This window comes from Flavobacterium agri (assembly GCF_013401995.1).
GTDB lineage: Bacteria > Bacteroidota > Bacteroidia > Flavobacteriales > Flavobacteriaceae > Flavobacterium > Flavobacterium agri.
The window spans coordinates 530,937-557,475 of sequence record NZ_JACBJI010000001.1 but is presented as its reverse complement, the minus strand read 5'-3'; the positions used below and the strand labels follow the sequence as shown (position 1 = coordinate 557,475).

The window sequence follows — 26,539 nt, the reverse complement described above, 5'->3', positions numbered from 1 at the left end:
CGGTTTTCGTGGCGCGCCTTTTTTATGGTTTTGGATTCCGCAGATTTTTAGGTAGTATTGTGTAACGCAAAACACGACACGTGAGCCATACCTGCAAAAACTGCCAAACCGTCTTCGAAGGAAAATTCTGCAACAATTGCGGCCAGAAACACTACACCGAGCACGACAAGAATTTCGCCCACATTTTAGAGGAAACCGTCCATTTCGTAACGCATTTCGAAGGCACGTTGCCGCGCACGGCCAAAGCGATTTTGTTTTCTCCGGGCAAACTGTCGCTTGATTACTGCAACGGCATCCGCAAGAAATACTATAAACCGATCTCGTTCTTTTTACTGTTGATCGTCTTGTATCTCCTATTCCCGATACTCACCGGGCTCAACCAACCTTTGGTGTACTACAAAAACCAAATGCTCAGCGGTCCGCTTTTGACTTCGCAGATCGAGGCGAAAATGGCTTCTATGCACATTTCTTTCGAAGAATTGTCTGAACTCTTCCACCACAAATCCGAAAAAATCTCGAAGCTTTTCCTTTTTCTGCTGATTCCGCTTACGGTGATTCCGTTGAAATTGTTGTTCCGCAAAAGCAAACGCCCGCTATTCGACCATTTCATCCTCGCTACCGAATTCTGCAGTTTCGCCGTACTCGTTTTTTTCCTGATTTTTCCGTTGCTGGTTATGCCGATTTTCGAATTGTTCGACCACTACAACTTCCCGGATCAGATCGTGCTCCCGATTACCGCGACGATTTTGTCTACCTACCTCGTGATTGCGTTCGGGAAATTCTATGATGCGAAATGGTTTCTGGCCATTCCGAAAGCGATCGCTTGCGTTGCCATTTTCGCGTTCATGTACCAAGGCGTTTACAAATTCCTGCTTTTTGAAGTCACGATCGCGATGGTAAGATGAAACTTTTAGTCCTTTTGCTTTTTACTTCCATCGCCTTTTCGCAGACGATTTCCGGAATCGTGTACGACGAGAATAAACTCGTGATGCCGGGCGTTTCGGTTTATCTCGACGGGACGTCGATCGGGACGGTTTCAGACGAAAACGGCAATTTCAGGATTTCTTCGAGCCAAATGCTCAATTCGATGTTGGTGCTGCGTTTTATCGGATACGAAACGATTTACATCCAAAATCCGTTCGAAAAAGCGAAATATACGGTTTACATGAACCCGAAGCCCGACGAACTCAAGGAAGTCGTCGTAAACCGCAACAAGAGCGAATTCAAGCGCAAAGACATGCTCAAAGTATTCCGCGAACAGTTTTTGGGCAAGACCGAAGCCGGCCGAGCCTGTACAATTCTCAACGAAGACGACCTCGAATTCCGGTACGACACGGCGCACAACAGATTGATTACCACTTCACAGAATCCGCTTAAAATCATGAATTCACATTTGGGTTATGAAGTCGAATTCAACCTTATCGAATCGACGATCGGGTTCGGCCGAAAAACGGTGAATGCGCATGAAGCCTTGTATAATGCATACCAAGGCACGGTAGTTTTCAAAGAAATTCCCGATGCTTCCGACAAGTTTTTCAAAAGACGTCAAGTCGTATATTACGGTTCGCGCGAACATTTGATGCGCTGCGTGATTGACGGAAAATGGGACAAAAGCGGTTTCGAACTTTACAAAAACCGAACGAAAATCAATGCTGACGATTTTTTTACCGTGATATACGACAACGGACTGTATTCGGTCAAAGTCAAGCCCGAAGAAGCAAGCGAGGAGCAACTCAAAAAAGGACTCAAGCATAACCCGCATTCGACGTTGTTCGTGTATTATCGCGAAGATGAAGCGTCCACTCTTCATTTCATGAACCTTGATTTCAAGATGGATGCCAACGGAAACACGGGTTCGGCTTACGACATTTCATATGCGGGTGCCATGTCGCTGCCACGCGTCGGCGATCTTTTGCCTTTGGACTATTCTCCTTGAAAAACCTGCCGATTTTACTAATTTAGCGCCATGATAAAAATCAGCGTCATCGGTTTCGGCAATGTCGGCCAGCATTTGGCTTCGGCATTCGAGGAAAACGACAGGATCGAGCTTGTCCAGGTTTTCTCGAGAAGCGGTAAAGTCGCAGATGTCGCATTTTCGCATAAGCTGATCGATAACCTGGACGATCTCGCGACAGCCGATGTATACGTGATTTCGGTTTCGGACAAATCGGTATCCGAAGTTTCCCAAAAGCTTCCATTTTCAGGCAGATTGGTCGTGCACACGGCCGGCAGCATGGGCATGGACGTACTCGATGCGAAAAATCGCAAAGGTGTTTTTTATCCGCTTCAGACGTTTTCCAAAAGCAAATCGGTCGATTTTTCGTCTGTGCCGCTTTGTCTGGAAGCCGAAAATGGATCAGATTTGGAATTGCTCGAAAAAATCGCGAAATCCATCTCAAAAAGCGTTTACCGAATCGACTCTACGCAACGAAAGGCGCTTCATATATCGGCTGTTTTCGCAAGCAATTTCACCAATCACATGTATGCGATCGGCAACGACATTTGCGAGGAACATAGGATCCCGTTCGAAATCCTGCAGCCGCTGATCTTGGAAACCGCAAACAAAATACTCGCGCTTCCGCCTCGACAAGCCCAGACCGGTCCCGCAATCCGCCATGACCAAAATACCATTGACGCGCATCTGGCCTTGCTTTCGGCCGCCAACCAAAAGAACATTTACCAATTACTGACACACTCCATACAAAATGAGCGAGAAAAGCTATAAGGAACTCATGAACGGCATCACGACGTTCATTTTTGACGTAGACGGCGTCTTGACCGACAGTTCCGTACACATCACAACAAGCGGCGAAATGTTGCGCATCATGAACATCCGCGACGGGTATGCGATGAAAGCGGCCGTAGATTCGGGTTATCACGTGTGCGTGATTTCTGGCGGGACGAATGAAGGCGTGCGCGTGCGTTTGCGCAATCTCGGCATAACCGACATCCATTTGGGCGCTCACGATAAAGTAGAGACGTTCAAGGAATACATCGAACTTTACAATATCAGCCCCGAACAGGTGTTATACATGGGCGACGATATTCCCGATTATTACGTGATGCAGAAAGTTGGGTTGCCGACTTGCCCCGTCGATGCGGCTCCAGAAATAAAATCGGTCTCCAAATACGTTTCGCACCGCAATGGCGGACGCGGTGCGGTTCGCGACGTCGTCGAACAAGTGATGCGCGTACAGGGAAAATGGATGGCAAATTTTGATGCCAAATACGATTGATGTTCGTTATATGAACGATTGAACAAATAAACAAAAACACCAAAGTGAACTACCTCAGACTCATCCGTTACCAAAACCTTCTCATGCTTGCGCTGATGCAGCTCATCGTCCATTTCGGATTCCTGAGGCAGCAAAACATAGCGTTGGCATTGTCCGACCTGAACGCCGTACTTCTCGTGCTGGCGACGGTTCTTGTCGCGGCGGGCGGTTACGTAATCAACAATTTGCAAGACGTCGCCACAGATCTGGAAAACAAACCCGATGACGTCGTGATCGGAAAAGGAATCTCTGAATCCACAGGTTATAATCTGTATTTCGGATTGACGATTTCGGGCGTCGCACTCGGTTATTACGTGGCTTATGAAATCGACCGATGGGGTTTTGCCACCGCGTTCATCCTGGTTGGCGTCGTTTTGTACGCGTATGCGAATTTTTTGAAGCGCACCTTGCTTGCCGGAAACATCGCGATAGCTTTATTGACGGGATTCAGCGTGCTTATCGTCGGGATTTTCGACCTTGTGCCGACACTCGAAATCAATGACAGGCCTTTGGTCATGACCGTTTTCGGGATCTTGTCGGATTATGCGATTTTCACGGTCATCATCAACCTGATCCGCGAAATCGTAAAAGATCTAGAAGACGTGAACGGCGATTACAACCAAGGCATGAATACGCTGCCGATCGCACTAGGCGTTACAAGGACTGCGAAAATAGCTTCAGTTTTGGGTGTCGTTGCCTTTTCGGTTTTGGCGTGGTACATTTACGCATACATTTTCGCACTTACGTTCGCCACGCTTTATGCGCTGATTTTCCTGATCAGCCCGCTGGCGTTCTTTTCGATCAAGGTTTGGTCGGGCAAGAAGCAGAAGGATTTCGCGCAGATGAGCCTGTTGCTCAAAATCATCATTTTCTTCGGAATCCTGTCCATCGCGGTCATCACCCTAAACATGAAGTACAATGCTTAAGGAAAAACTCAGGCACAAAAATATCATACTGGCATCCGGTTCGCCAAGAAGACAGCAATTTTTGAAGGATTTGGATCTGGATTTCGAAATCCGTCTCAAGGAAATCGAGGAAATCTATCCGCCAGAACTCAAAGCGCAGGAAATAACCGATTATTTGGCCGTTCTCAAATCGACCGCATTCGACGGCGAACTCGAACCCAACGACATCCTGATCACGAGCGACACCATCGTTTGGCACGACGGGAAAGCGCTCGGCAAGCCCAAAGATTTTGACGACGCCGTAAAAATGTTGCGTTCGATGGCAGCAAGCACGCATGAGGTCTTTACTTCGATTTGCCTCAAAACGACCGAAGCGACGACTGTTTTCCACGATGTGACCAAAGTGACGTTCGCCTCCATGACGGACGAAGCCATCCATTACTATCTCGAAACCTGCAAACCTTTCGACAAAGCGGGCGCATACGGCATACAGGATTGGCTGGGTTTGACGGTGATTTCGCGCATCGAAGGCTCGTATACCAACGTCGTAGGCCTTCCGACCGAAAAATTGTACCGATATTTGAGTAGCTTTATTGACTGATGGATTATTCGAACTTCATAATACAATACTCGGGAGCGATCATAAGCACGATAATATTGTTGGTCGTGGTGATGCTCGTGCGGTATTTCAGCACCAAAGCGGTAAAGAAATACGCGGTCATCAGCGAAATTCTCGAGCATCGTGCGAATCTTGTCATCAAATACATCAGCGTGTTGCTCACCGTGATAACCATGATTGCGATCATCGTGATCTGGGGCGTCGATACCGATTATATCATCACGACACTTTCTGGCGTACTCGCGGTGATCGGCGTGGCTTTGTTCGCCCAATGGTCGATTTTGAGCAACATCACTTCGGGTATCATTTTGCTGTTCAGCTTCCCGTTCAAGATTGGCGACATCATCCGCATCCATGACAAAGATTTTCCCATCGAGGCCGAAATCGACGACATCAGAACCTTTCATACTTTATTGAAAACGCAGGACGGGCAGTACATCACGTATCCGAACAACCTGCTTTTGCAGAAAGGCATCACGATCGTCAAGAATTGGTACGAGCCACAGGAATTCACCGACTAGGCTGAAAATCCTGTAAGCTTTACACGTCAGATTATAACGGCTTCACTTGTTAATTTTTTGAATTTAGCCATGTTGGAATCGCGTATTCGCTCGAACCATTGCGAAAACGCCCGAAAATCATGGCAAACATTACTAAACTTCCATTTAACGCCAAGCTCGCTTACACACTTCTGTGTATATCGCTGCTTTTAGGGCTGACCTATGTGGCCCAGGACATCATAATGCCTGTGCTGCTGGCGTTGCTGTTCGCGATCTTGCTGCGTCCGGTGGCGCGCTTTTTCCGCACGAAACTGAAATTCCCGCATGTGATCGCCTCGATGGCTTCGGTTGCCGTGATGGTGTTGCTGATATTGGGCATTTTCATTCTGCTTTCGTACCAAATAGCCGATATCGTGAACGATTGGGACAAAATCAAGAAAAACTGTTCGGTACACATGGCCAACTTGCAGGATTACGTGCACGATACGTTCAACCTGAGTAAACGCGAGCAGAACAAGATGATAGACGACGCGACGAAGGATTCGATGGAAACCGGAAAATCGATCGTCGGAAGTACGCTCACGTCTTTCAGCGACATGTTGCTCAACTTGATCTTGATTCCGATTTACACGTTCCTGTTCCTACTCTATCGCACGCATTTCCTAAGATTTCTCGCCAAGTTGATCCCGAACGATAAGCGCGACGTACTTGAGGACATTCTGGTGAGAATCAAAGTTTCCGTCCAGAGTTACATCATCGGATTGATGATAGAAATGGTTCTCGTTTCGGTATTGACGGGCGCCGGATACATGATCATCGGACTCGAATACGCCATTATGCTCGGCGTGCTTACCGGATTGCTGAATCTCATTCCGTACATCGGAATTACGATAGCGGGCGTTTTGGCCGTCGTCGCCTCGATTACGACCAATACAGATTTTTCGCTCGTGATCGGCGTGGTCGTCGTGAATATCGTCGTCCAACTCATCGATAATAATTTGCTCGTGCCTTTGATCGTAAGTTCCAAAGTCGAGATAAACGCATTTATTTCGATTGTCGGAATCATCATTGGAGGCGCGCTCGGCGGGATTTCGGGCATGTTCCTCGCTATTCCGATGATCGCGATCCTCAAGGTAATCTTTGACCGCATCCGACCGCTTGAACCTTGGGGCTACCTTTTCGGCGACGATCTTCCCAAAACCTATTCGTGGCACAGGCTGCGACTGCCGCGTTACGACCACGACACAATGGAAACAACGCTCGAAGTAAGCGGCGATTCCAAAAAAGCGAAACCTTTATTTACAGAAACCACGACCCAAAACCAATGAAAGCCGTCAAGTCATTCCGCAGTTATGCCGCCAAACGCTCGGTGAAAGTGCACGACACGACCATGCAACAAGGCGCGTTCCTCAAGAAATTCCTCGTGAACGTGGCCGATGTGTCGCTTTTCCTGACGCGCGTTTTCCGCAACACGTTCTCGCGCGATTTCGAATTCCGCGAATTGCTCAAGCAGTGTTTCCAGATCGGCAACAAATCGTTCACGCTGATTTCGGTCACGGGCCTGATCATCGGATTGGTGCTCACGATACAATCGCGCCCGGTTCTCGTCGATTTCGGAGCCGAATCCATGCTGCCCGGAATGGTCGCCGTTTCGTTGATACGCGAAATGGGACCCGTGATCACGGCCTTGATCTGCGCCGGAAAAATCGGTTCGAGCATGGGTGCCGAATTGGGTTCGATGCGCGTGACCGAACAGATCGACGCGATGGAAGTATCGTCTACGAATCCTATAAAATTCCTGATCGTCCCAAGAGTACTCGCCTCGACTTTGATGATCCCGATTTTGGCGATTTATGCCGATGCGCTCGGAATTTTAGGAAGTTGGGCCGGCGCGAACATCAAAGGTTCGGTGAGTTTCGTGCTGTTCATCAACCAGGCGTTCGGCGCGACGAATTTTATGGATTTCATTCCGGCCGTGATCAAATCGTTCTTTTTCGGGATGGTGATCGGATTGGTCGGCTGCTATAAAGGTTTCAACGCCGGTCGCGGAACCGAAAGCGTCGGGATAGCCGCGAATTCGGCCGTCGTGACCGCCTCGTTTTTAGTAATCCTGGTCGACCTCGTGGCCGTACAGATAACCGACCTTTTGAGATGAACGCCAAAGAAGAACATACAGGAAACGTGGTCGAGATCAACGACCTACACATCGGTTTCGGCGGAAACGAAATCCTTAAAGGACTTGATTTGACGCTTGCCAAACAGGAAAATCTAGTCGTGCTCGGAAAATCGGGAACCGGAAAATCGGTCACGATAAAATGCATCGTCGGATTGCTTCGTCCCGATTCGGGAAGCGTAAAAGTGTTCGGCAAGGAAATCACGGCGATGAAAAAATCGGAGCTTGACGATACGCGAAAAGACGTCGGCTTCCTGTTCCAGAGCGGTGCGTTGTACGATTCGATGACCGTTCGTGAGAATCTGGAATTCCCGCTGAGGCGCATCCGAAAGGAATTATCCGAAGAGGAAATCGAGAGAAAAGTCGTCGAAGCGCTCGAAAACGTAAGCCTTCCCGATGCCATAGACAAAATGCCGTCTGAACTTTCGGGCGGAATGCGAAAACGCGTCGGATTGGCGCGCACGATCATCGTCGATCCCGAAATCATTTTGTACGACGAACCGACGACGGGACTCGATCCGATCACGTCGGACGAAATCAGCCAATTGATACTCGAACTGCAAAAGAAACTCAAGACATCGTCGATCATCATCACGCACGACATCGAATGCGCCAAAACCGTCGCCGACAGAATCGTGATGCTCAAGGACGGGAAAGTCTATAAAGACGGGACTTTAGAAGATTTCGTAGACGACGATGACGAATTCGTATCCTCCTTTTTCTACAGCCCAAACCAACTTAAAACGAAAAAACAGAAATCATGAACGAGAGAAGCACAAATTTCAAAGTCCGTCTGGGATTGTTCATATCGGTGGGAATACTATTGTTTTTCCTGGCCATTTTCTTTATCGGAAAACAAAAAAACCTGTTCGATCCGGTGTTCAAACTCTACACACATTTTGAAAACGTAAGCGGATTGCAGGTCGGGAACACGGTGCGGTTTTCGGGCATCAACGTGGGTACGGTCGACAACATCCAGATCGTGAACGACACGACGGTGCGCGTGGACATGCTCATCAAAAAAGACGTGCAGCAATTCATCAAGAAAGATTCCCAGGCCGGCATCGGATCGGAAGGCATCATCGGCGACCGTGTCGTGGTATTGTCGAGCGGATCTGTTTCATCCCCGAAAATCCAGGAAGGGCAAGTCATCGCCTCGTCCGAACCTACCGAAACCGACGCCATCATACAAAGTCTTTCGATTACGGCCGACAATGCTGCGGTCGCGACCGGCCAAATCAGCGAAATGCTCGAAAACATCAACAAAGGACGCGGTACTTTGGGTCGGTTGATACGCGACACGACCATGGCCGAAAACATCGACAAAACGATCGTGAACCTTCGAACGAGCACCAAAAAACTCGACCAGAACATGGAAGCCGCCAAACACAACTTCCTGCTGAGAGGTTATTTCAAGAAGCAAGAAAAAGCCAAGAAGGAAAAGGCCGAGAAAGAAGCGAAAGCGCGTGAGGAAGCGGCGGAAAAGGCGAAGGAAGAGGCGGAGAAGAAGCAAAAGAAGAAATGATTGGTTGTGAGGGGTGAGTTGTGATATGTTTTTGGTGATTGGTGGATGTTGAAGTCAAAATAAATTCTCAATCAAAATGCCTTTCTCTTTCCTTATCCAGATTCATTTCGAAAACAACATTTTACTTTTCACAAACCACATTTCACATTTTACATATCACATCTCACATTTTACATTTCACCATCACGAATCTAATTCAACCCCAATCTTCAAATATTGCAAAACAACCCATTTTTCCTGTAACGCTTCCACCATCGCGAAAACCCAACTTTGTAATAAACGAATTAATAATAACTCTTAAAACAAACATCATGAGTACAGGAAAAGTAGTGTTGGGAGCTGTGGCAGGTTTGGCGATCGGAGCCGCTCTCGGAGTTTTGTTCGCACCGGATAAAGGCTCAAGCACCCGCAAGAAAATCGCCGACAAGGGCAACGGTTACCTGGGTGACCTCAAGGATAAATACAACGGCGCGATCGATTCGATCACCTCGAAACTCGACGGGATCAAACGCAAAAGTGAGGCACTGGCCGAAGAAGGAGCGCAAATGCCCGACAGCGTGAGCACGACGGTATAAAACATAACCAAAAGCACCAAAAATGAAAGAGAAAGTAATGATGCTCAAAGATTTGATGGATAGGGCCGAGCAATTCGCCAAGACCAACATCCAACTGTATCGCCTCAAGGCCATCGACAAGGTAACCGATGTGTTCTCGTCTGTGGCCGCAGGAGTCGTGATCCTGATCATCATTACCTTCCTTTTGATCATACTTTCGATAGGAACTTCGCTTTGGCTCGGTGAAATCCTTGGCAAAATGTACTTGGGCTTCTTTGCCGTGGCCGGATTCTACGCCTTGCTCGCGATCATTCTCGTAATCATGCGCAAGCAAGTGCTCGAAGTGTTCTTCAACAATTATATCGTGAACCAAATCTTTAAAGAAAAAGACCATGCTCCGAATTAAGAACGACAACGACCTGCAGGAAGCCATCCTGAACTTGGAACGCCAAAAAGACAATCAAAGTATTGCGTTACGCGAACAATGGGATCATACGCGCCAAAACCTGAATCCGCTAAGTTTGGTGAAGGATGGCGTAAAAGATTTGTTCACTTCTTCCGATGTGCGTTCGGGTGCGTTAAAAGGATTGTTGAGTTTGGCCACGGGATTCCTGACGCGCAAACTCATTATCGGGAATTCAGGAAGCATGGCACGAAAAGTAGTAGGAACGCTTGCCCAAACCGGAGCGACGAGCCTCGCCTACAAAGGCACCGACGCGATCCAACACAAAGGAGCTCCGCTTTTGTCGAACTTACTTAAGAAACTCAAGATCGGCAAGTAAGACAAGCCGGTCGGATAAATATTCCGAAAAGGCAAATAAGATTGCGAAGATTCCGTTTGGGAATAGTGATTTTATTTGTTTCTTCGGATTTGTCATTTTTAACCGAAAGTACGATTAACCCTTTTTGCAGATGCGAATCCTGAAAACGTATTGCCTTTTGTTGTTTGCGATGTGCTGTTGCACTTCGGCATTCGGGCAAAATACCGAAAAGGAAGCCAAAAAGGATTCGGCTGCCGTGTACCGCAAGATCGAGAAGTATTCCAAAAAGCGCAAATGGACGTCGTTCGTGCACGGATTGGTCTTCGAACCGCTCACACCAAAAAAACTCAAAGCCAGGAAACGTGCCCAAACCCGGCGATTCAAGGATTACCAAGGCAAAATCGTACGCAAGATCGACATCGTCACGCTCGATCCTTTCGGATTTTCAGAAATCGACAGCACGAAACAACCCGAAAAAACGCTTTCAAAAGTCGGCAACCGTCTGCATCTCAAAACCAAGCGGCTCACGATCCTGAATTTGCTGCTGATCAAACGCAACAAGCCTTTGGATTCGCTGCTTGTAAAAGAATCCGAACGTCTGATCCGTGCCCAACGCTATGTAAGGCGCGTCATGATCACTCCTAAAGCCACTCCATACAAGGATTCGGTCGATATCGAGATACGCGAGCTTGATTCCTGGTCGCTTATCCCCGATTTTTCGGCATCGACTTCGAAAACCGAATACGAACTTACCGAACGCAATTTTTTGGGACTCGGTCATCAGGTGGAACAGAATTACCAGAAAGACCTGCGCGACGGCGATGATGCGTACAGCGTGAAATACACGATCCCGAACATCCTGAACACGTATGTCAAGTCGATTTTTTCGTATCAGATCGACCTCAAGCAGAATTACGTGAAAAGCGTGAACATCGAAAGGCCGTTCTTCTCTCCTTATGCGCGATGGGCCGCGGGTATGTATTTCGACCAGCGCTTTAGGCAGGATACGTTACCCAACGCCAACAACGAATTCGAATGGCAGAATTTCAAGTCGAACGCTACCGATTTATGGGCCGGCCATGCGATCCGGATTTTCAAAGGCGAATCCGAAGACGAGAAAACCACGCGCTTGATTACTACAGCCCGCTATTACAAGGTGCATTTCGTAGAATCGCCCGACGTGGCTCACGACACGATCAATTTCTATGCGACCGAACGCAATTATTTGGCCGGCTTGGGGATTTCTTCGCGTCAGTTCGTGCAGGATCATTATTTGTTCAACTACGGCATCATCGAAGACGTCCCGGTCGGAAAAGCGTTCGGGATTACAGGCGGCGTGCAGCGCAAGCGAGGAAATGAAAAAACCTATCTCGGAGCACGCTTCACACAAGGAAAATACTACAACTGGGGTTATTTGAGTGCCAATCTCGAATTCGGGACGTATTTACGCGACGGCGATTCCGAACAAAGCGCGGCTTCGCTACAGGCGAATTATTTCACGCCTTTGTACGAAACGGGCAAATGGAAATTCAGGCAGTTCATAAAAGGAAGTCTCGTCATCGGTAACGACCGCGAACCGTCTTGGGGTGACATGCTTACGCTTAAAGGCCCGAAAGGCATCCAAGGATTCGACAGCCGCACTTTATACGGTACGAAAAAATGGCTTGTGACGGCACAGACCCAATCGTACGCGCCATGGAATTTAATGGGGTTCCGACTCAATCCGTTTTTAGGTTACAGCATCGGCATGCTCGGCGACGGCCCGAACGGCTTCACGAAGAGCAAGGCGTACTCGCAGGTTGGCGTGGGCGTGCTTATCAGTAACGATTATTTGGTGTTCAGTACGTTCCAGCTTTCGTTTTCGTTCTATCCGACCATGCCCGACAGCGACCGCGGCATCTTCAAGACCAACGCGTTCAGCACAGACGATTTCGGCCTTATGGACTTCGAGCTCGCCAAACCGCGCACCGTGCTTTACGAATAGGTCAATCGTGTAAACTGTCGTGAGAATGCTGTAATGCGTTTTTTGGCTGGATTTCGGAATTTTATCTGGCAATACACAAAACACTCAGCCATGAACTTGAAAAGAATTTTCGGAGCGATATTGACCATTTTGGGCATCGTCGGTCTTATCTATGCGGCTTATGTCTTTATGAACACGGGCGGCAAAGTTCGCGACATCAAAGCGCTCGCCATTTACGGGATTTTGGGATTGATCTTTTTCGTTTCGGGAATCGGTCTCATCAAACAAACCAAAGACGCGTCGTAAAATCGAAAACACCAAAGAATCAAGAGGCTTTATCGGGCCTCTTTTTTTTGCCATTGACTAGTGATGCTTTATCTGTAAAGTCTGGAGATTAAAATATAAACGACATTAAAAAGCGTGATAACTCTATAAAATGTGGCGCATAAACCTGTAAAACATTTGATTCATGGGCGTCGTTACTTTGTAATGTAGAAAATCAAGAAAAAGGAATGCAATGAAAACTATCTCTTACCTCGCACTGGCTTTGATGTTGTTCGGCTCAAACATTTCCAAAGCGCAAAACCAATATACCACAAATGCAGAAACGACGCTTGAACTCGAAAGTATGATGGATTCGGGAAACGCGTTGAACGTACGTTATTTTTACTATCCGAACCTACAGGCCTATTTCGACCGTCAGACTTCCACTTATTTATACAGCCGCAACGGACAGGATTGGATCGAAAGCTCGAAACTGCCGAACGCTTTGCGCGGATATTCGGTGGCGAACAACAAAAGAGTGCCGCTTACCGATTATGCCGGAGATTCTCCTTATGAATTGGTAAAAGAGCACATGAAGCAATATCCGGCCAATTATTCGAGCAGGAGGCAACCTAAAAACGATAAGGAAAAACCGACCGATATGGTGGCGATGAAATAAACCCAAAAACATAATTTATCTGATAAGCAGGACTTTACGGTTCTGCTTTTTTTATGCCTATACTAAGTTTATGTAAGATTAATATTTCATTGCATAGTTAGAAAGTGTATTTTATCGATGTTTCGTGTATTTTATCGATTATTTTTATATTTTTACCGACGAAATACACAACACTAAACAACCAAACCATGAAACCATTTCAAAACCTCCTGATCGCACTACTTCTCATATTGAGTGCCAACGTATTCGGCCAAGAGCAAAACGATGTGAAAAGATTGCCGTTTGATGCCGAAACCAACTGTCAAATCCGATATTACTATTACCCGAACCTCGAAGCGTATTTCGACAACCTGAACAGCATTTACATTTTCAAGGACAAAGGGATTTGGGTAAAGGAAAAGGAAATCCCGAGCGGATATCGCGGCTACGGACTTTTCAACAAAGCCCACATCGCCATAAACGATTACGACGATGAAGATCCTACACAGTTCCTCGAAGCCCATCGTAAAAAGTATCCGTACAATTCACTGAAGCGCCAACGCAACGCAACGGCATCGGTCGAATAAACAATGAAAAATAAATAATTGATTGTCAATGCTAATCGGATTATTACTGTATTGCTGCCATCGTTTGGCACGGTCGTTGAAAGGCCAATCGTAACATTAACCTAAAACGTTACGTTATGAAAACCCTCAAATTCTTAACCCTCGGATTATTCCTTACGACAATCGCCACTACTGCCGAAGCCCAGGTTTCGGTCAGCGTCAATATCAATGTACCGGCTCCTGGCTGGATCGCGGCTCCCGTTCCCGACGCACGATTTTATTATTTACCCGATATCCAGGTATATTACGACAGACCGGCCGCCCAATTCATCTATATGAGCGGAGGCGCATGGATTCGCGCGCGTCACTTGCCGGTAGCTTACCGCGATTACGACCTGTATCACGGACGTACGGTTTGCCTTACCGATTACCGCGGATACGCTCCGTACCATTCTTACAGGACGCACCGCGTGAGATATGCGCCGAGACATTACGCTCCCGTACGCACAGTCTATGTGAAAGAACACCACGGACACGGACGCGGCCATCACAAAAAACACCACAAACATCACGATTACCGCAGATATTAACACAAAGGCGCCTCTATGGCGTCTTTTTTTGTTAGTCGTTATTTACTACTTTTGGAATCCACTGCTTTAACCACACTACATTCAATGCCCAGACGTTTATTTTCCGTTTTCCTGTTTTGCTTTTTCGGACTTCAATCGGTGTTTGCACAGCCACAGAAACCGAATTCCGCCGAGATTTATGCAAAAATCCAAAAACTCAATTTCTTGGGTTCGGTTTTATATATCGCGGCGCATCCCGATGATGAGAACACGCGGTTGATTTCCTGGTTCGCCAACGAAAAGCACGCGCGTACGGGTTATCTTTCGTTGACGCGAGGCGATGGCGGACAGAACCTTATCGGTCCTGAACTGCGCGAACTGCTTGGCGTTATCCGTACACAGGAATTGATAGAAGCACGGAAAATAGACGGTGGCGAACAGTTCTTTTCGCGTGCCAACGATTTCGGTTATTCCAAAAATCCCGATGAGACGCTCAAGATCTGGAACAAGGACGAAGTGCTGTCCGATGTCGTATACGTAATCCGCAAATTCCGTCCCGATGTGATCGTGAACCGTTTCGACCATAGAACTCCGGGAAGCACACACGGCCATCATACGTCGTCGGCCATGCTAAGCGTCGAGGCTTTCGATCTGTCCAACAACCCGAAATCCTATCCGAACCAACTTAAACTGACGCAGACCTGGCAGCCAAAACGCCTGTACATGAACACGTCATGGTGGTTTTACGGCAGCCACGAGAAATTCGACAAAGCCGACAAGACCAACCTCGCCCAATTGTCAACCGGCGTCTATTATGAGTCGTTGGGCAAATCGAACCAGGAAATCGCGGCCTTGAGCCGAAGCAGCCACAAATCGCAAGGGTTCGGAAATACAGGCGTTCGCGGTGAAGATTCCGAATATCTCGAATTCCTCAAAGGCGATCGACCGAACGACAAAACCGATTTGTTCGAAGGGATCGACACCTCGTGGAATCGCGTAAAAGGCGGAAAAGTGATTGGCGAAATCCTCGCGAAAGTCGAGAAGGAATTCGATTTCAGAAATCCGGCCAACAGCATTCCAGGTTTGGTAAGTGCTTACGAGCGCATCCAAACCCTCGAGGACGAGTATTGGAAAAACCTCAAATCCGAAGAAATAAAATCGGTTATAGCGGCCTGTGCCGGCTTGTATCTCGAAGCGGTTGCCTCGGATGCCGAAGCGACTCCGGGATCGACCGTCAAAGTAAAAATCGAAGCGATCAACAGAAGCCAGGTTCCGATGCAATTGAACGGCATCACGACCTTTCCTTCATCGATGACAACACTTCAGGTGACCGATCTTAAATACAATGAAAACAGGACTTTCGATTTGCAACTCGAACTCCCGTCCGACATGAAATACACAGAACCGTACTGGCTTTCCGAAAAAGGCAGCGTCGGCATGTACAAGGTCGACGATCCGAAACTCATCGGCAATCCCGATATCACGCGTCAGGCAAAAGTGACGTTCAACATCGGTTTCGGCCATACGACGATTCCGTTCGACCGTACGATCATCTACAAATACAACGACGATGTGAAAGGCGAAGTCTACGAACCGTTCGACATCGTACCCGCCGTAACGACTTCCATCCTTGACAAAGTCGCGATTTTCGGAGACGGGAAACCCAAGAAAATCAGTGTAAAAGTCACTTCGGGTAAAAATGACGTAAACGGCAATCTCGCGCTCGAACTTCCTAAAGATTGGAAAGCGAGCCCCGCCTCCGCTCCATTCTCGCTTTCAAGGAAAGGCGAGTCGACGGTAGCGACGTTCGAGATTACGCCTTCTGAAAATGCCGGTGAAATCCACGTAAAAAGCATAGTGACGGTCAATGGCCAAAAGCTTGACAAGGAACGCACGGCGATTTCATATCCGCATATTTCGAAACAACAGGTCATCAAGGACGCCGAAGCCAAATTCATCCGCCTCGACATCAAGACGGGCAAGGAAAAAATCGCGTACGTCATGGGCGCCGGAGACGAAGTGCCGAACAGTCTGCGCCAGATGGGTTACGATGTCGTGATCCTGACGCCGGCCGAAATCAATCTGGAACGACTCAAGGATTTCGATGTCGTGATGACGGGAATCCGCGCGTACAACGTCGTCAAGGAACTTGAGTTCAAACAGGCCGCGCTACTCGATTTCGTAAAATCGGGAAAGACGATGATCGTGCAATACAATACGCTCGACGATTTGACTTCGAAAGAGATGTCGCCGTATCCGCTCAAATTATCGCGCGACCGCGTCACAGAAGAAGATGCCGAAGTGCGTTTCCTCGATCCGAAAAATCCGATCCTGACCTCGCCGAATAAAATAACTTCGGCCGATTTTACCGGATGGACACAGGAACGCGGTTTGTACTATCCGGGCGAATGGGACAAGGCTTTCACACCCGTGATTTCCTCGAACGACAAAGGCGAATCGGCCAAAAACGGAGCGATCCTCGTGGCACAATACGGCAACGGACATTACATTTATACGGGTTTGAGCTTTTTCCGTGAATTGCCCGAAGGCGTTTCGGGAGCGTTCCGACTCATGGCCAACATGATTTCTATAGGCAACTCCAAACAACTATGAGAGAGAAGAACGTAAAGAACTGGAAGAAAAACTATACATGGATGTTACTCGCCAACGTAGCCTACATCGTCATTTTCTATTTCCTAATGCAAATCTTCTCGTAAATGCATCAGATAGATTGGATCATCCTGTCGGTTACGCTGCTGTTCATCGTGTGTTACGGGGTTTGGAAGACGCGCGGCAGCAAAAGCGTCGAAGATTATATCCTCGGCAATAACGAGACGCCTTGGTACGTCGTCGGGCTTTCGGTCATGGCGACACAGGCCAGCGCGATCACGTTCCTTTCGACTCCGGGACAAGCTTATGCCGACGGTATGGGATTCGTGCAGAATTACTTCGGATTGCCGCTCGCGATGGTCGTCATCAGCCTTACGTTCATTCCGATTTTCCAGCGATTGCGCGTGTTTACGGCCTACGAATACCTCGAACAGCGTTTCGATGTGAAAACCCGTTCGCTTGCGGCCATCATTTTCCTTATCCAGCGCGGACTGGGAACCGGATTCACAATTTATGCGCCGGCGATCATCGTATCCTCTTTGCTCGGATGGAACTTGACGTTGCTCAACATCATCATCGGAATTTTGGTTATTATTTACACGTTTTCGGGTGGGACGAAAGCCGTAAACGTCACACAAAAACAACAGATGTTCGTGATCATGTTCGGTATGTTCGTCGCTTTTTTCCTGATTATTTACTATCTGCCGAACGATATGTCGATCACAAATGCCATGCACATTGCGGGCGCGAACGACAAGATGCACATCGTGGACCTGAGTTTCGATCCCGAGGAACGTTACACGCTTTGGAGCGGCATCGCGGGTGGATTTTTCCTCGCGCTCGCCTATTTCGGCACGGACCAATCGCAGGTCGGACGTTATCTTTCTGGAAAATCGATACGCGAAAGCCAGATGGGACTCATTATGAACGGTTTCCTCAAAGTCCCGATGCAGTTCTTCATTTTGTTTACGGGCGTGATGGTTTTCGTTTTTTTCCAGTTCAATCCTGTGCCTTTGAACTTCAATCCGAACAGCAAGGCCGTGATCGAAAAATCGGCTTACGCGGATGAATATCACGGTTTGGAGAAGAAATTGGCCGAAGTCAACAACGAGAAAAAGGAAATCAACCTGATTTACATCGACCATCTCAACCAAGGTTACGACAACCCGATTTTACGTCGCCAACTCGTCGCCTTATCCGGACGTGAAAGCGATTTGCGCGAACAAGGACGCGAGCTTATCAAAAAAGCCGACTCGAAGGCCGAAGCCAACGACAAGGACTATGTTTTCCTGCATTTCATCCTGAATTACCTTCCTCATGGCCTTGTCGGATTGTTGCTCGCGATGATTCTTTCTGCGGCCATGTCGAGCACGGCTTCCGGATTGAGTGCATTGGCTTCTACGACGGCGATCGATATTTACAAACGCAACGTAAAAGGCATCAGATCGGAAAAGCATTACCTGAACGCGACGAAGTTCTTCACCGTCGTTTGGGGATTCATCATCATTTTGTTCGCATGTTTCAGTGCTTTGTCCGAAAACCTGATACAGCTCGTGAACATCGTCGGATCGATTTTCTACGGAACGGTTCTCGGTATTTTCATCGTCGGATTCTACGTCAAATATGTGCGCGCGAAAGCCATTTTTTACGCGGCCTGTATCACGCAGATTGCCGTCATCGTCGTTTATATTTCACAGACCGTGGCTTATCTTTGGCTTAATTTCATCGGAGCGGTAATGGCGGTACTGCTGTCGATCTTGTTCGAGGCTACGATATTCCGCAAAAAGCAAACACAGGAGATCGATGCTTAAAAATACCTACCGAACTTCACTTTCCAAGTCAGAACTTTACGAATGGCTAGACAGGAAAGCTGCCCAAAGGCAAGGTTTCCTGATTAAGATGCGCGTCTATAAAACTAAAAAAACAGCCGACGGATTTCGCATCAGGAAAATAAAGACCGCAAAAAAATTCGAGAAAATTCCGCCTCGAATTTCAGCACGGCTTCTTGCTCCGGGAAAACTCCAAATAACCGTTAGCCCAAACCGCACCGGATTGGTCGTGTTCTTCGTACTTCCGGCATTGTTTATCACATTACTCTCAAGTTTTCAAAGTGGCGACATCGTGACGAAATTGCTCGCGGGACTGTTCTTCTTTTTCCCGATTCTCGCTTTACTCAATTTCGTTCTCGTTTTCTGGCCAATGTATGGCACCCGTAAATGGATCGAACGCGAACTCAACCTCGATCGCGAAAAGCCATAAAAAATCCGGATCAGTTTCCCAACCCGGATTCTATTTCAATGTCAATGGCAGCAACTTTTCTGTAACTGATACTACCACCTTTCAGCTACTGCTACTGCTTTCTGCAAATCAGCCTTTGCTCCACTCCGCGATACTATCGTTGTTTAACTTGATATAATCTTGGTTTTTAGCGGCTTGAGCAGAAGCCAACGATACTTTCGCCGTTTCGATAGCGCCTTTCTTGTCGCCGAGTTTGGCTTGGATCAACGATTTTTGACGCAACATCCAAAACGGTTTTTCCTTGCTCAATTCAAGCGCTTTGTTCACGTACGAAAGCGCTTTGTTCATGTCGCCGTTCGATTGGTAAAGATAAGTGCCTGCCGAATAATAATCGGTTGATGAAGGTCCGTTCAAGGTTTTGTCGATACTCGCCATCGCGGTTTTTGCGGTCGGCACTTCGAATTTCACCGGAATCAACGTTTTTTCCCACATTATCTCGAGTACGCCGTAGTTGTTGTCGAGGTTGTTGATGTCGATCGTGAACGACTCGACCGTGCGGTTTAATTGGAACGGTTTTGCCGAAGTCTTGAGCGCGACTTTGGATTCGTCCCAATTTTCGGGAGTACCCCAGTTTGACGTCTCGTCGTAAAAAATCACATCCCAATTGTCAACTCTTGGGACTGTGTAAAGCGCGTACTTCCCTTTTTTCAAGGTTTTGCCGTCAATGGTCACGTCTTCGCTGAAACTGATTGTCGTACAATTGTTCGCTCCCGTACGCCACACTTTCCCAAAAGGTACAAGATCGCCGTAAACGGTTCTGCCTTTAAGGCTCGGACGCGAATATTCCACTTCTACGTCAGTTAGGCCGACCACTTGCGAAAAACTCGCTTTCGGACTCGCAGCCGGTGCTTTCACTTGGGCTTCGATCGTGTAATTTGCGATGAGGATCGCCAAGGCAATGATAATTTTTTTCATGTTGATGCTGGTTTTGATATCCTTCAAAATTACGAATTACCTATGCGTCAATTGTTAATTTTTCCCTAATTCAAGTCGAATTTTGTCTAAGAAATAAGGCTTTTTGCTTAAACAATTTTTATCTTTAAGATATGAAACTATACGAACTCAAAGCCATTCAAAAATTTCCGACAACTTCCGAAAAACTTTGGGATTTTATAGCGACACCCAAAAATCTTACCGTGATCACGCCTCCGAATATGGGATTCAACACTTTGTCGGGTGACGATTCCCCGATGTTCGCGGGGCAAATCATCGATTATACGATAACACCTCTGTTTGGCATCAGACTGCATTGGGTCACCGAAATCACGCATGTTGAAAAAGGAAAATATTTTGTAGACGAACAACGCTTCGGGCCTTATGCGTTCTGGCATCACAAACATTTTTTGAAAGAAACCGACTTCGGATGCGAAATGATCGATGTCGTACATTACAAACTCCCGATGGGATTTCTCGGACACCTCGCCCATCCTATCCTCGTGCGTCCGAAACTTGAGGAAATCTTTGAATTCCGACACAAAAAACTGATCGAACTCTTCGGAGAAATTTGAAAAAGATTCACAATAAATACTAAGTCTTGAAGTCATATAATCTTAAAGTCTAAAAATGAACATCTTCTGGTTCCGACGCGACCTGCGACTACACGACAACTGCGGATTTTTCCACGCGTTGAGCACAAACCAGCAAGTGCTTCCGGTTTTTATTTTCGATTCGAACATTCTCGAAGAACTTCCGAAAGACGACCATCGCATCACTTTCATCCATCAACTCTTGCAACAAATGGATTCGGAACTCAAAAAACACGATCGCAAACTTGCGGTTTTTCATGGCAGTCCCGAAGATATTTTCGCCAAACTCATCGCAGAACATAAAATCGAGAACGTATTTGCGAACCACTATTACGAACCGTATGCAACCAAGCGGGACGAGGCGATCGCAAAGCTTTTCAAAAAACACGACATCGGTTTTGCGACGTTCAAGGATCAGGTGATTTTCGAGAAATCGGAAATCGTAAAAGACAATGGCGAGCCATATGTGGTGTTCACCCCTTATTCGAAACGCTGGCTTGAGGCATTTAAAAAGTGTAGTTTGCCGAATTTTCCGTCCGAGAAACATCTATCGAAAATCGCCAATCACCACTATAAATTCCTATCGCTCGAATACATCGGATTCGAAACATCCAAACTCGATATTTTTGATTACCGCTTGACGCCAAAAATCATCAAAGAGTACGAAAACAACCGCAATTTTCCGGCTATCGACGGCACTTCGCGAGTTAGTCCTTACCTGAGGTTCGGTGCTTTGAGTATCCGTAAAGTCGTGGCGAAAGCTGCGGAAAACAACCACACTTTCCTCAAAGAACTGATTTGGCGCGAATTCTTCATGCAGATCCTGTGGCACTTCCCGCACACGGCAACCAAAGCGTTCAAACCCGAATACGACCGTATCAAATGGCGTTACGCCGAAAAGGAATTCGAGAAATGGCGTGAAGGGAAAACGGGTTATCCGATGGTCGACGCGGGAATGCGCGAACTCAACCAGACCGGTTTCATGCACAACCGCGTGCGTATGGTCGTTTCCAGTTTCCTGTGCAAACATTTGCTGTTGGACTGGCGTTGGGGCGAAGCGTATTTCGCCCAAAAACTATTTGACTTCGAACAGTCGAGCAACGTCGGCAACTGGCAATGGGCAGCCGGAAGCGGTGTGGACGCGGCGCCTTATTTCCGGATTTTCAATCCTGAAGAACAGCTCAAAAAGTTTGACAAGGATTTGAAATATGTGCGAAAGTGGATTCCCGAATACGACTCTTTCGAATACCCCGAACCGATCGTCGACCATAAAGAAGCGCGTGAACGTTGTCTTAAAGTTTACAAGGAAGGTTTGAATCGGTGATTTCTGCTATAATTTGTTTGTAATGCTGATGACGCCGATAAAACGCTGATTTTCCTGATTTCCTATGACGCAAGCAATCTGCGAAAATCAACGTAAATCTGTGTTTTCAGCGTTACTGACCGAAACACAAAAGCTTGATCCGGTCGAAATCCAACTGATCGAAATGCTCCACAACCAAATCGGCTTCGGCCAAATCCTGGCTTTTCGAGTTTTCGCTCACATATCCGATGCAGAAAAGTCCCGCGCCTTTAGCCGCTTTCACGCCATTGGTGCTGTCTTCAATGACGATACATTCCGATTTTTCATGGCCCGACAAACGCCACGCCTCGACAAAAATCGCGGGATCGGGTTTCGACTTCGGGAAATCTTCACCGCTCACGATATGTGAAAAATACTGATACAATCCAAAGCGCCTGAACACGCGGTCGATCGTAACCTTTGCCGCAGACGACGCCAAAATCAACTGCATCCCGTTCACATTCAAATTCTTGATCAAATCCTCGACTCCTTCGAGCAAATACAAATCTTGCTTGGTGTCGAACGCATCGTTGAAAAGTGCGCGCTTTACCTGGATCAGGTCGTAAATATCGGTATCGATGCCAAAAATCTGCTTGAGTTTCTCGTACACGTTTTTCGTGGAATTCCCCGTAAAACTCCAATACAGCTCGGGTGTTACCTCGATATTGAGCTGCTTGAAATGCTCGTGATACGCATAATGGTGCACGGGTTCTGTGTCTACGATCACGCCATCCATGTCGAAAATGACGGTTTTTATCATTACTTACTGTTCGTTATTCGTTGTTCGTTATTCAATATTCGATATTCCATCCTTTGTTCGTTTCAGTTCAACACTTCTATCTGTTGCTCAAATTCTTCGGCACTTTAAAAAATTTTCTAAATTTTTTGAATGTCGAACAACGAATACCGAACAACGAATGTTGAAGTTATGGTTTCTTCAAAATCCCACGGATTACGGCCTCGGCGCAATACAACCCGAACAATCCCGGCATATAACTGCTTGTGCCGTAAAACGACTTCTTGAAATTTTTCCCGTCGGTGACTTTCAGGCTTTCCACGTCCTGGATTTCGTTCGAAAACACGACTTTGATGCCGCGGTCGATTTTGGCTTCGCGTTTGAGGCGTTTTTTGATGGCTTTGGCGAGCATGCAGTTCTCGGTTTTGCTGATGTCGGCGACCTTCACTTTAGACGCTTCGAGTTTCCCGCCCGCGCCCATGCTCGAAATAACTTTGATTTTCTGGCGTTTGGCCGAAATGATCAGGTTGAGTTTGGGCGTCACGCTGTCGATGCAATCCACAACATAGTCGAATTCCTTCGTTACCAGCGAATAAGCGCGTTCGGGCGACAAAAATTCGTTGAGGCGCGTGAGTTCGAGTTCCGGATTTATATCCATCAGCCTGTCGCCGACGACGTCAACCTTGTGCATTCCGACGGTTGAGTGCAATGCCGGCAATTGCCTGTTGATGTTCGTGATGTCGACCGTATCTCCGTCTACGATCGTCATTTTCCCGACGCCTGCCCTGGCGATGAACTCGGCCGCGAACGAGCCTACTCCGCCAAGCCCGACGACGAGTACGTTGGCGTTTTTAAGTTTTTGCAATCCTTCGGGTTTGAAGAGCAGTTCGGCTCTTTCTTGCCATTTAGCCATTAACTTTTGCGTTTATTAGTTTTTTTTGAGTTTGGATTTTGGCCACGAATCACACGAATTTCACTAATGATTCGTGGTTATTCCAATGCAAAATTAAAAACGGTTTTAAAATTTTCGGATACATTGAGTTTGAATGCTTCCAAATCTACATTCCTGTACTTCGCCGCAAGTCCGTAAACCTGTTCGATGCTTTCTTCGGCCGTGTCCGTTTCCAGGAAGAATCGATCGTCGGGAACCGAATTGAAAGCGGATTCCAATTCCGGATTCCGCAACAGCCATTTTCCGAACGACAAATAAAATCCGTTGTCTACAAGCGATCTGGCGACCTGTTCGTTTTTTGAAAACCCGTGAATGATCATCGGAACCTCAATGTTCATGCGCTTTTTGGTCTCGATCACTTCCTGATAAGCCGCCACGCAATGGATGACGACCGGCTTTTTGTATTTTTCAGCCAAAAGCAATTGCACTTCAAAAACCTCTAGCTGCAATCCGATCGGGGTTTCGATCCTTTTGTCGAGACCGCATTCGCCGATTGCGAGACACCTTTTATCCGCAAGCTTGGATTCCAGAACCTGCAGATCCGATTGCAGGCGGTTTTCGTCGATGCGCCAAGGATGGATACCGATCGAGAAATATGCAACCGAATCGTCAAACTCGTCCGGATATTGGTTCACGAGTTCAAAAATATCGGGATTGCCCGTTTGGGAATGCGTGTGCAGGTTGAGCAGTTTCATCAATCGTGGAATTTCTTGACGCCAGCCTTGATTTCTACAGCCAAATCGTTCTCGAGCGGCACGATCGGACACGAATAGTTGTGGTTGTAAGCGCAATACGGATTGAACGCACGGTTGAAATCTATCGTAACGGTTTCGCCCTTGGTTTCGCGTAATTCGATATAACGGCCTCCGATATAGGTTTCCTTTCCGCTTGTCAAATCTGAAAACGGCAGGAAAAGATAGTCGTGGTAGCCTTCTTTTTTGGACAGTTCGATGTTGCGGTAAATGTTGAGTTTGCAAGATTTTCCGTCGAGGATGAAACGGGCTTCACCGTATTTGACGTACATCGGGCGACGCGTTCCCGTGGTTTTCATCTCGAACGGTTTTTCGCTTTGGGATTTTACGAGTTTCGCCTGTACGATATATTTGGCGTCGATCGGATAAAAATCCAAACCTTTGAACGTTTTGAAATCTTGTTCCATCAAAGGCGATTCTTTTGGATCGGCGTATTCTTTGTCGAGCTGTTTTTGGTAAGCCGACGAAGCGGCCGTATCGAATTTGTCCTGGGCGATTCCGAACCACGACACGAATAACAAGAAGAACGACAGAAGTCTCATAGTTTCCTTTTTTGCAAAAATAGGAATTGCCAAAGTTTTTTGTCCATTTTCCGATGCCAATGCGGCTATTTTATTTGTGTCATTCGTGAAAATCGTGGCCTTTAACTGCCTTCCTTTGCGTAACTTTACGGGGCAAACATTCCCAATGCTCCAGACCGCTTTTTCCCGTTACATAAACAATTTCCGAGGCTTTTCACGCGAGATATGGATATTGGCGATCATTACTTTCGTGAATCGCGCCGGAACGATGGTCTTGCCGTTCCTGACCAAATATATGCGCGAAGACCTTAAATTCAGTTACGAGCAAATCGGGACCGTTATGGTTTTCTTCGGGCTAGGCTCGGCTTTGGGTTCGTGGCTCGGCGGAAGGTTGGCAGACAAATTCGGGTTCTATAAAATAATGGTCGGCAGCCTGTTTACGAGCGGATGTTTGTTTTTCGCGATCCAATACGCGCGGAGTTTCGAGTCGCTTTGTTTTGCGATGTTCGGGATCATGTTGATCGCCGATATGTTCCGGCCGGCCATGTTCGTTTCGATCGGTACATATGCCAAACCCGAAAACAGAGTGCGCGCGTTTACTTTGGTACGATTGGCGGTCAATTTAGGATTTGCGGCCGGTCCGGCTATGGGCGGATTGATCATCATGGGAATCGGCTATCGCGGCTTGTTCTGGGCCGATGGTACGACCTGTATCGTTTCCATCCTCGCTTTCGCGTTGCTTGTCAAGGAAAAGAAAAAGACGGCGGTGGCGCATCATCAAGACGAAAATGAACCTGATACTTCGATTTGGAAGGACAAGGTGTTTTTAATTTTCCTGTTCATCAGTTTTGCCGTGTCGATGGTCTTTTTCCAGATTTTGACCACACTCCCGCTCTATCATTACGAAAAATACGGTTTGACCGAATTCCAGACGGGATTGCTGCTTACATTTAATGGCTTGCTCGTCTTTTTGTTCGAGATGCCGATCGTAGGCTTTTGCGAACGAAAGAACATCGACAAATTGCGTCCCGTTTTCCTGGGTGCGCTTTGCATGGTGCTCGGTTTCGTCGTGTTGCTTTTTGACGGATGGGCGGGCGTATTGCTCATCAACATCGTCTTTTTGTCTTTTGGGGAAATCTTTGCGTTCCCTTTTTCGAACGGTTTCGTACAGAACCGCGCGCCCAAGAAAAAAGCGGGTGCTTATATGGGTTTGTATACGATGATGTTCAGTTTGGCACACATGCTCAATTCGAAAATCGGCATGGGAATCGTGTCGAATTTCGGTTATATGGCCAATTGGGGATTCATGGCCGCTTTCGGATTATTCGCTTGCGGACTTACGGCTTATGTAATGAAGCTCACCGCCGAAGAAGTTCGGTGATGCCGTTATAAAACATGATTTTTACAGCTTCGTTGTGCTTCTGTTTTTTTAAACCATTAAGACAGTTAAGGAAATTAAGGCACTCGAGG

General features: G+C 47.2%; 30 protein-coding genes. 25 read left to right on the top strand and 5 right to left on the bottom strand.

Annotated features, from left to right (window positions below; all coding sequences use genetic code 11):
• Window positions 1-80 precede the first annotated feature (80 nt).
• The 22 genes from HZF10_RS02685 to HZF10_RS02580 all read left to right on the top strand — a co-directional run bounded on the left by HZF10_RS02685 (window position 81) and on the right by HZF10_RS02580 (window position 19,201).
• On the top strand, window positions 81-905 hold the full coding sequence (locus HZF10_RS02685; RefSeq protein ID WP_176004634.1) for a DUF3667 domain-containing protein: 825 nt from the start codon (window positions 81-83) through the stop codon (window positions 903-905).
• On the top strand, window positions 902-1,936 hold the full coding sequence (locus HZF10_RS02680) for a carboxypeptidase-like regulatory domain-containing protein (protein ID WP_176004633.1): 1,035 nt from the start codon (window positions 902-904) through the stop codon (window positions 1,934-1,936). The genes HZF10_RS02685 and HZF10_RS02680 overlap by 4 nt, the downstream gene beginning before the upstream one ends.
• Window positions 1,937-1,966: 30 nt before the next feature.
• Window positions 1,967-2,725, top strand: a complete 759-nt coding sequence (locus tag HZF10_RS02675) for a Rossmann-like and DUF2520 domain-containing protein (protein ID WP_176004632.1) — start codon at window positions 1,967-1,969, stop codon at window positions 2,723-2,725.
• On the top strand, window positions 2,706-3,236 hold the full coding sequence (locus tag HZF10_RS02670; protein WP_246282452.1) for a KdsC family phosphatase: 531 nt from the start codon (window positions 2,706-2,708) through the stop codon (window positions 3,234-3,236). Before HZF10_RS02675 ends, HZF10_RS02670 begins: the two co-directional genes overlap by 20 nt.
• Window positions 3,237-3,280: 44 nt before the next feature.
• Window positions 3,281-4,201 (top strand): geranylgeranylglycerol-phosphate geranylgeranyltransferase, encoded by a 921-nt coding sequence (locus HZF10_RS02665; protein ID WP_176004631.1) that lies wholly within the window; start codon window positions 3,281-3,283, stop codon window positions 4,199-4,201.
• Window positions 4,194-4,781, top strand: coding sequence for a Maf-like protein (locus HZF10_RS02660; protein ID WP_176004630.1), 588 nt, complete (start codon window positions 4,194-4,196; stop codon window positions 4,779-4,781). Before HZF10_RS02665 ends, HZF10_RS02660 begins: the two co-directional genes overlap by 8 nt.
• Entirely contained in the window at window positions 4,781-5,320 is a 540-nt protein-coding gene (locus tag HZF10_RS02655) for a mechanosensitive ion channel domain-containing protein (protein ID WP_176004629.1), read from the top strand. Before HZF10_RS02660 ends, HZF10_RS02655 begins: the two co-directional genes overlap by 1 nt.
• 119 nt (window positions 5,321-5,439) lie before the next feature.
• Window positions 5,440-6,627 (top strand): AI-2E family transporter, encoded by a 1,188-nt coding sequence (locus HZF10_RS02650; protein WP_176004628.1) that lies wholly within the window; start codon window positions 5,440-5,442, stop codon window positions 6,625-6,627.
• A 62-nt stretch (window positions 6,628-6,689) separates the two neighbouring features.
• Complete coding sequence (locus HZF10_RS02645) at window positions 6,690-7,454, top strand: MlaE family ABC transporter permease (RefSeq protein WP_176004896.1); 765 nt, start codon at window positions 6,690-6,692, stop codon at window positions 7,452-7,454.
• A complete protein-coding gene (locus tag HZF10_RS02640) occupies window positions 7,451-8,236 on the top strand; it encodes an ABC transporter ATP-binding protein (protein WP_176004627.1) in 786 nt (261 codons plus the stop codon). Before HZF10_RS02645 ends, HZF10_RS02640 begins: the two co-directional genes overlap by 4 nt.
• The gene (locus HZF10_RS02635) at window positions 8,233-8,997 is read left to right on the top strand and encodes an MlaD family protein (RefSeq protein WP_176004626.1); all 765 of its coding nucleotides are present in this window, start codon (window positions 8,233-8,235) and stop codon (window positions 8,995-8,997) included. Before HZF10_RS02640 ends, HZF10_RS02635 begins: the two co-directional genes overlap by 4 nt.
• A gap of 311 nt (window positions 8,998-9,308) precedes the next feature.
• The gene (locus HZF10_RS02630; protein WP_176004625.1) at window positions 9,309-9,572 is read left to right on the top strand and encodes a YtxH domain-containing protein; all 264 of its coding nucleotides are present in this window, start codon (window positions 9,309-9,311) and stop codon (window positions 9,570-9,572) included.
• Window positions 9,573-9,594: 22 nt separating this feature from the next.
• Window positions 9,595-9,957, top strand: a complete 363-nt coding sequence (locus HZF10_RS02625; protein WP_176004624.1) for a hypothetical protein — start codon at window positions 9,595-9,597, stop codon at window positions 9,955-9,957.
• Window positions 9,944-10,333, top strand: a complete 390-nt coding sequence (locus tag HZF10_RS02620; RefSeq protein WP_176004623.1) for a hypothetical protein — start codon at window positions 9,944-9,946, stop codon at window positions 10,331-10,333. The genes HZF10_RS02625 and HZF10_RS02620 overlap by 14 nt, the downstream gene beginning before the upstream one ends.
• Before the next feature lie 130 nt (window positions 10,334-10,463).
• Window positions 10,464-12,296 (top strand): BamA/TamA family outer membrane protein, encoded by a 1,833-nt coding sequence (locus HZF10_RS02615; protein WP_217703332.1) that lies wholly within the window; start codon window positions 10,464-10,466, stop codon window positions 12,294-12,296.
• A 90-nt stretch (window positions 12,297-12,386) separates the two neighbouring features.
• Window positions 12,387-12,581 (top strand): hypothetical protein, encoded by a 195-nt coding sequence (locus tag HZF10_RS02610; protein ID WP_176004622.1) that lies wholly within the window; start codon window positions 12,387-12,389, stop codon window positions 12,579-12,581.
• A 211-nt stretch (window positions 12,582-12,792) separates the two neighbouring features.
• The gene (locus tag HZF10_RS02605) at window positions 12,793-13,218 is read left to right on the top strand and encodes a hypothetical protein (RefSeq protein ID WP_176004621.1); all 426 of its coding nucleotides are present in this window, start codon (window positions 12,793-12,795) and stop codon (window positions 13,216-13,218) included.
• Window positions 13,219-13,406: 188 nt separating this feature from the next.
• Window positions 13,407-13,784, top strand: a complete 378-nt coding sequence (locus tag HZF10_RS02600; RefSeq protein WP_176004620.1) for a hypothetical protein — start codon at window positions 13,407-13,409, stop codon at window positions 13,782-13,784.
• A gap of 116 nt (window positions 13,785-13,900) precedes the next feature.
• Window positions 13,901-14,353 carry a hypothetical protein gene (locus HZF10_RS02595; protein WP_176004619.1) on the top strand — a complete coding sequence of 151 codons (453 nt, stop codon included), beginning with the start codon at window positions 13,901-13,903 and terminating at the stop codon, window positions 14,351-14,353.
• Between the two features lie 84 nt (window positions 14,354-14,437).
• Entirely contained in the window at window positions 14,438-16,945 is a 2,508-nt protein-coding gene (locus HZF10_RS02590; RefSeq protein ID WP_246282450.1) for a PIG-L family deacetylase, read from the top strand.
• A gap of 104 nt (window positions 16,946-17,049) precedes the next feature.
• Window positions 17,050-18,753, top strand: coding sequence for a sodium:solute symporter family protein (locus tag HZF10_RS02585; RefSeq protein ID WP_176004617.1), 1,704 nt, complete (start codon window positions 17,050-17,052; stop codon window positions 18,751-18,753).
• The gene (locus HZF10_RS02580) at window positions 18,746-19,201 is read left to right on the top strand and encodes a hypothetical protein (RefSeq protein ID WP_176004616.1); all 456 of its coding nucleotides are present in this window, start codon (window positions 18,746-18,748) and stop codon (window positions 19,199-19,201) included. The genes HZF10_RS02585 and HZF10_RS02580 overlap by 8 nt, the downstream gene beginning before the upstream one ends.
• Window positions 19,202-19,309: 108 nt before the next feature.
• Here the strand turns inward: HZF10_RS02580 and HZF10_RS02575 are convergent, their stop codons facing one another.
• Window positions 19,310-20,155: a DUF2911 domain-containing protein gene (locus HZF10_RS02575; protein ID WP_176004615.1), complete on the bottom strand. Its 846-nt coding sequence runs from the start codon at window positions 20,153-20,155 to the stop codon at window positions 19,310-19,312.
• A 131-nt stretch (window positions 20,156-20,286) separates the two neighbouring features.
• Between HZF10_RS02575 and HZF10_RS02570 the strand changes: the two genes are divergently transcribed.
• Together HZF10_RS02570 and HZF10_RS02565 are read left to right on the top strand one after the other, a co-directional pair.
• A complete protein-coding gene (locus HZF10_RS02570) occupies window positions 20,287-20,748 on the top strand; it encodes an SRPBCC family protein (protein ID WP_176004614.1) in 462 nt (153 codons plus the stop codon).
• 55 nt (window positions 20,749-20,803) lie between these two features.
• The gene (locus tag HZF10_RS02565; protein ID WP_176004613.1) at window positions 20,804-22,090 is read left to right on the top strand and encodes a cryptochrome/photolyase family protein; all 1,287 of its coding nucleotides are present in this window, start codon (window positions 20,804-20,806) and stop codon (window positions 22,088-22,090) included.
• Window positions 22,091-22,202: 112 nt separating this feature from the next.
• Here the strand turns inward: HZF10_RS02565 and HZF10_RS02560 are convergent, their stop codons facing one another.
• The 4 genes from HZF10_RS02560 to HZF10_RS02545 all read right to left on the bottom strand — a co-directional run bounded on the left by HZF10_RS02560 (window position 22,203) and on the right by HZF10_RS02545 (window position 25,090).
• A complete protein-coding gene (locus HZF10_RS02560) occupies window positions 22,203-22,868 on the bottom strand; it encodes an HAD family hydrolase (protein WP_176004612.1) in 666 nt (221 codons plus the stop codon).
• A 166-nt stretch (window positions 22,869-23,034) separates the two neighbouring features.
• Window positions 23,035-23,757 carry a tRNA threonylcarbamoyladenosine dehydratase gene (locus tag HZF10_RS02555; protein WP_176004611.1) on the bottom strand — a complete coding sequence of 241 codons (723 nt, stop codon included), beginning with the start codon at window positions 23,755-23,757 and terminating at the stop codon, window positions 23,035-23,037.
• 77 nt (window positions 23,758-23,834) lie between these two features.
• A complete protein-coding gene (locus HZF10_RS02550; RefSeq protein ID WP_176004610.1) occupies window positions 23,835-24,491 on the bottom strand; it encodes a TatD family hydrolase in 657 nt (218 codons plus the stop codon).
• Window positions 24,491-25,090 carry a DUF1684 domain-containing protein gene (locus HZF10_RS02545; RefSeq protein ID WP_176004609.1) on the bottom strand — a complete coding sequence of 200 codons (600 nt, stop codon included), beginning with the start codon at window positions 25,088-25,090 and terminating at the stop codon, window positions 24,491-24,493. The genes HZF10_RS02550 and HZF10_RS02545 overlap by 1 nt, the downstream gene beginning before the upstream one ends.
• Before the next feature lie 145 nt (window positions 25,091-25,235).
• Between HZF10_RS02545 and HZF10_RS02540 the strand changes: the two genes are divergently transcribed.
• A complete protein-coding gene (locus tag HZF10_RS02540; RefSeq protein WP_176004608.1) occupies window positions 25,236-26,450 on the top strand; it encodes an MDR family MFS transporter in 1,215 nt (404 codons plus the stop codon).
• Window positions 26,451-26,539 lie beyond the last annotated feature (89 nt).

Excerpts from the sequence above, each read along its gene's own strand:
- HZF10_RS02680 (WP_176004633.1), top strand. The coding sequence starts at position 902 with ATGAAACTTTTAGTCCTTTTGCTTTTTACTTCCATCGCCTTTTCGCAG.
- HZF10_RS02675 (WP_176004632.1), top strand. The coding sequence starts at position 1,967 with ATGATAAAAATCAGCGTCATCGGTTTCGGCAATGTCGGCCAGCATTTG.
- HZF10_RS02670 (WP_246282452.1), top strand. The coding sequence starts at position 2,706 with ATGAGCGAGAAAAGCTATAAGGAACTCATGAACGGCATCACGACGTTC.
- HZF10_RS02660 (WP_176004630.1), top strand. The coding sequence starts at position 4,194 with ATGCTTAAGGAAAAACTCAGGCACAAAAATATCATACTGGCATCCGGT.
- HZF10_RS02655 (WP_176004629.1), top strand. The coding sequence starts at position 4,781 with ATGGATTATTCGAACTTCATAATACAATACTCGGGAGCGATCATAAGC.
- HZF10_RS02650 (WP_176004628.1), top strand. The coding sequence starts at position 5,440 with ATGGCAAACATTACTAAACTTCCATTTAACGCCAAGCTCGCTTACACA.
- HZF10_RS02645 (WP_176004896.1), top strand. The coding sequence starts at position 6,690 with ATGCAACAAGGCGCGTTCCTCAAGAAATTCCTCGTGAACGTGGCCGAT.
- HZF10_RS02640 (WP_176004627.1), top strand. The coding sequence starts at position 7,451 with ATGAACGCCAAAGAAGAACATACAGGAAACGTGGTCGAGATCAACGAC.
- HZF10_RS02635 (WP_176004626.1), top strand. The coding sequence starts at position 8,233 with ATGAACGAGAGAAGCACAAATTTCAAAGTCCGTCTGGGATTGTTCATA.
- HZF10_RS02630 (WP_176004625.1), top strand. The coding sequence starts at position 9,309 with ATGAGTACAGGAAAAGTAGTGTTGGGAGCTGTGGCAGGTTTGGCGATC.
- HZF10_RS02625 (WP_176004624.1), top strand. The coding sequence starts at position 9,595 with ATGAAAGAGAAAGTAATGATGCTCAAAGATTTGATGGATAGGGCCGAG.
- HZF10_RS02620 (WP_176004623.1), top strand. The coding sequence starts at position 9,944 with ATGCTCCGAATTAAGAACGACAACGACCTGCAGGAAGCCATCCTGAAC.
- HZF10_RS02615 (WP_217703332.1), top strand. The coding sequence starts at position 10,464 with ATGCGAATCCTGAAAACGTATTGCCTTTTGTTGTTTGCGATGTGCTGT.
- HZF10_RS02610 (WP_176004622.1), top strand. The coding sequence starts at position 12,387 with ATGAACTTGAAAAGAATTTTCGGAGCGATATTGACCATTTTGGGCATC.
- HZF10_RS02605 (WP_176004621.1), top strand. The coding sequence starts at position 12,793 with ATGAAAACTATCTCTTACCTCGCACTGGCTTTGATGTTGTTCGGCTCA.
- HZF10_RS02600 (WP_176004620.1), top strand. The coding sequence starts at position 13,407 with ATGAAACCATTTCAAAACCTCCTGATCGCACTACTTCTCATATTGAGT.
- HZF10_RS02595 (WP_176004619.1), top strand. The coding sequence starts at position 13,901 with ATGAAAACCCTCAAATTCTTAACCCTCGGATTATTCCTTACGACAATC.
- HZF10_RS02590 (WP_246282450.1), top strand. The coding sequence starts at position 14,438 with ATGCCCAGACGTTTATTTTCCGTTTTCCTGTTTTGCTTTTTCGGACTT.
- HZF10_RS02585 (WP_176004617.1), top strand. The coding sequence starts at position 17,050 with ATGCATCAGATAGATTGGATCATCCTGTCGGTTACGCTGCTGTTCATC.
- HZF10_RS02580 (WP_176004616.1), top strand. The coding sequence starts at position 18,746 with ATGCTTAAAAATACCTACCGAACTTCACTTTCCAAGTCAGAACTTTAC.
- HZF10_RS02575 (WP_176004615.1), bottom strand. The coding sequence starts at position 20,155 with ATGAAAAAAATTATCATTGCCTTGGCGATCCTCATCGCAAATTACACG.
- HZF10_RS02570 (WP_176004614.1), top strand. The coding sequence starts at position 20,287 with ATGAAACTATACGAACTCAAAGCCATTCAAAAATTTCCGACAACTTCC.
- HZF10_RS02565 (WP_176004613.1), top strand. The coding sequence starts at position 20,804 with ATGAACATCTTCTGGTTCCGACGCGACCTGCGACTACACGACAACTGC.
- HZF10_RS02560 (WP_176004612.1), bottom strand. The coding sequence starts at position 22,868 with ATGATAAAAACCGTCATTTTCGACATGGATGGCGTGATCGTAGACACA.
- HZF10_RS02555 (WP_176004611.1), bottom strand. The coding sequence starts at position 23,757 with ATGGCTAAATGGCAAGAAAGAGCCGAACTGCTCTTCAAACCCGAAGGA.
- HZF10_RS02550 (WP_176004610.1), bottom strand. The coding sequence starts at position 24,491 with ATGAAACTGCTCAACCTGCACACGCATTCCCAAACGGGCAATCCCGAT.
- HZF10_RS02545 (WP_176004609.1), bottom strand. The coding sequence starts at position 25,090 with ATGAGACTTCTGTCGTTCTTCTTGTTATTCGTGTCGTGGTTCGGAATC.
- HZF10_RS02540 (WP_176004608.1), top strand. The coding sequence starts at position 25,236 with ATGCTCCAGACCGCTTTTTCCCGTTACATAAACAATTTCCGAGGCTTT.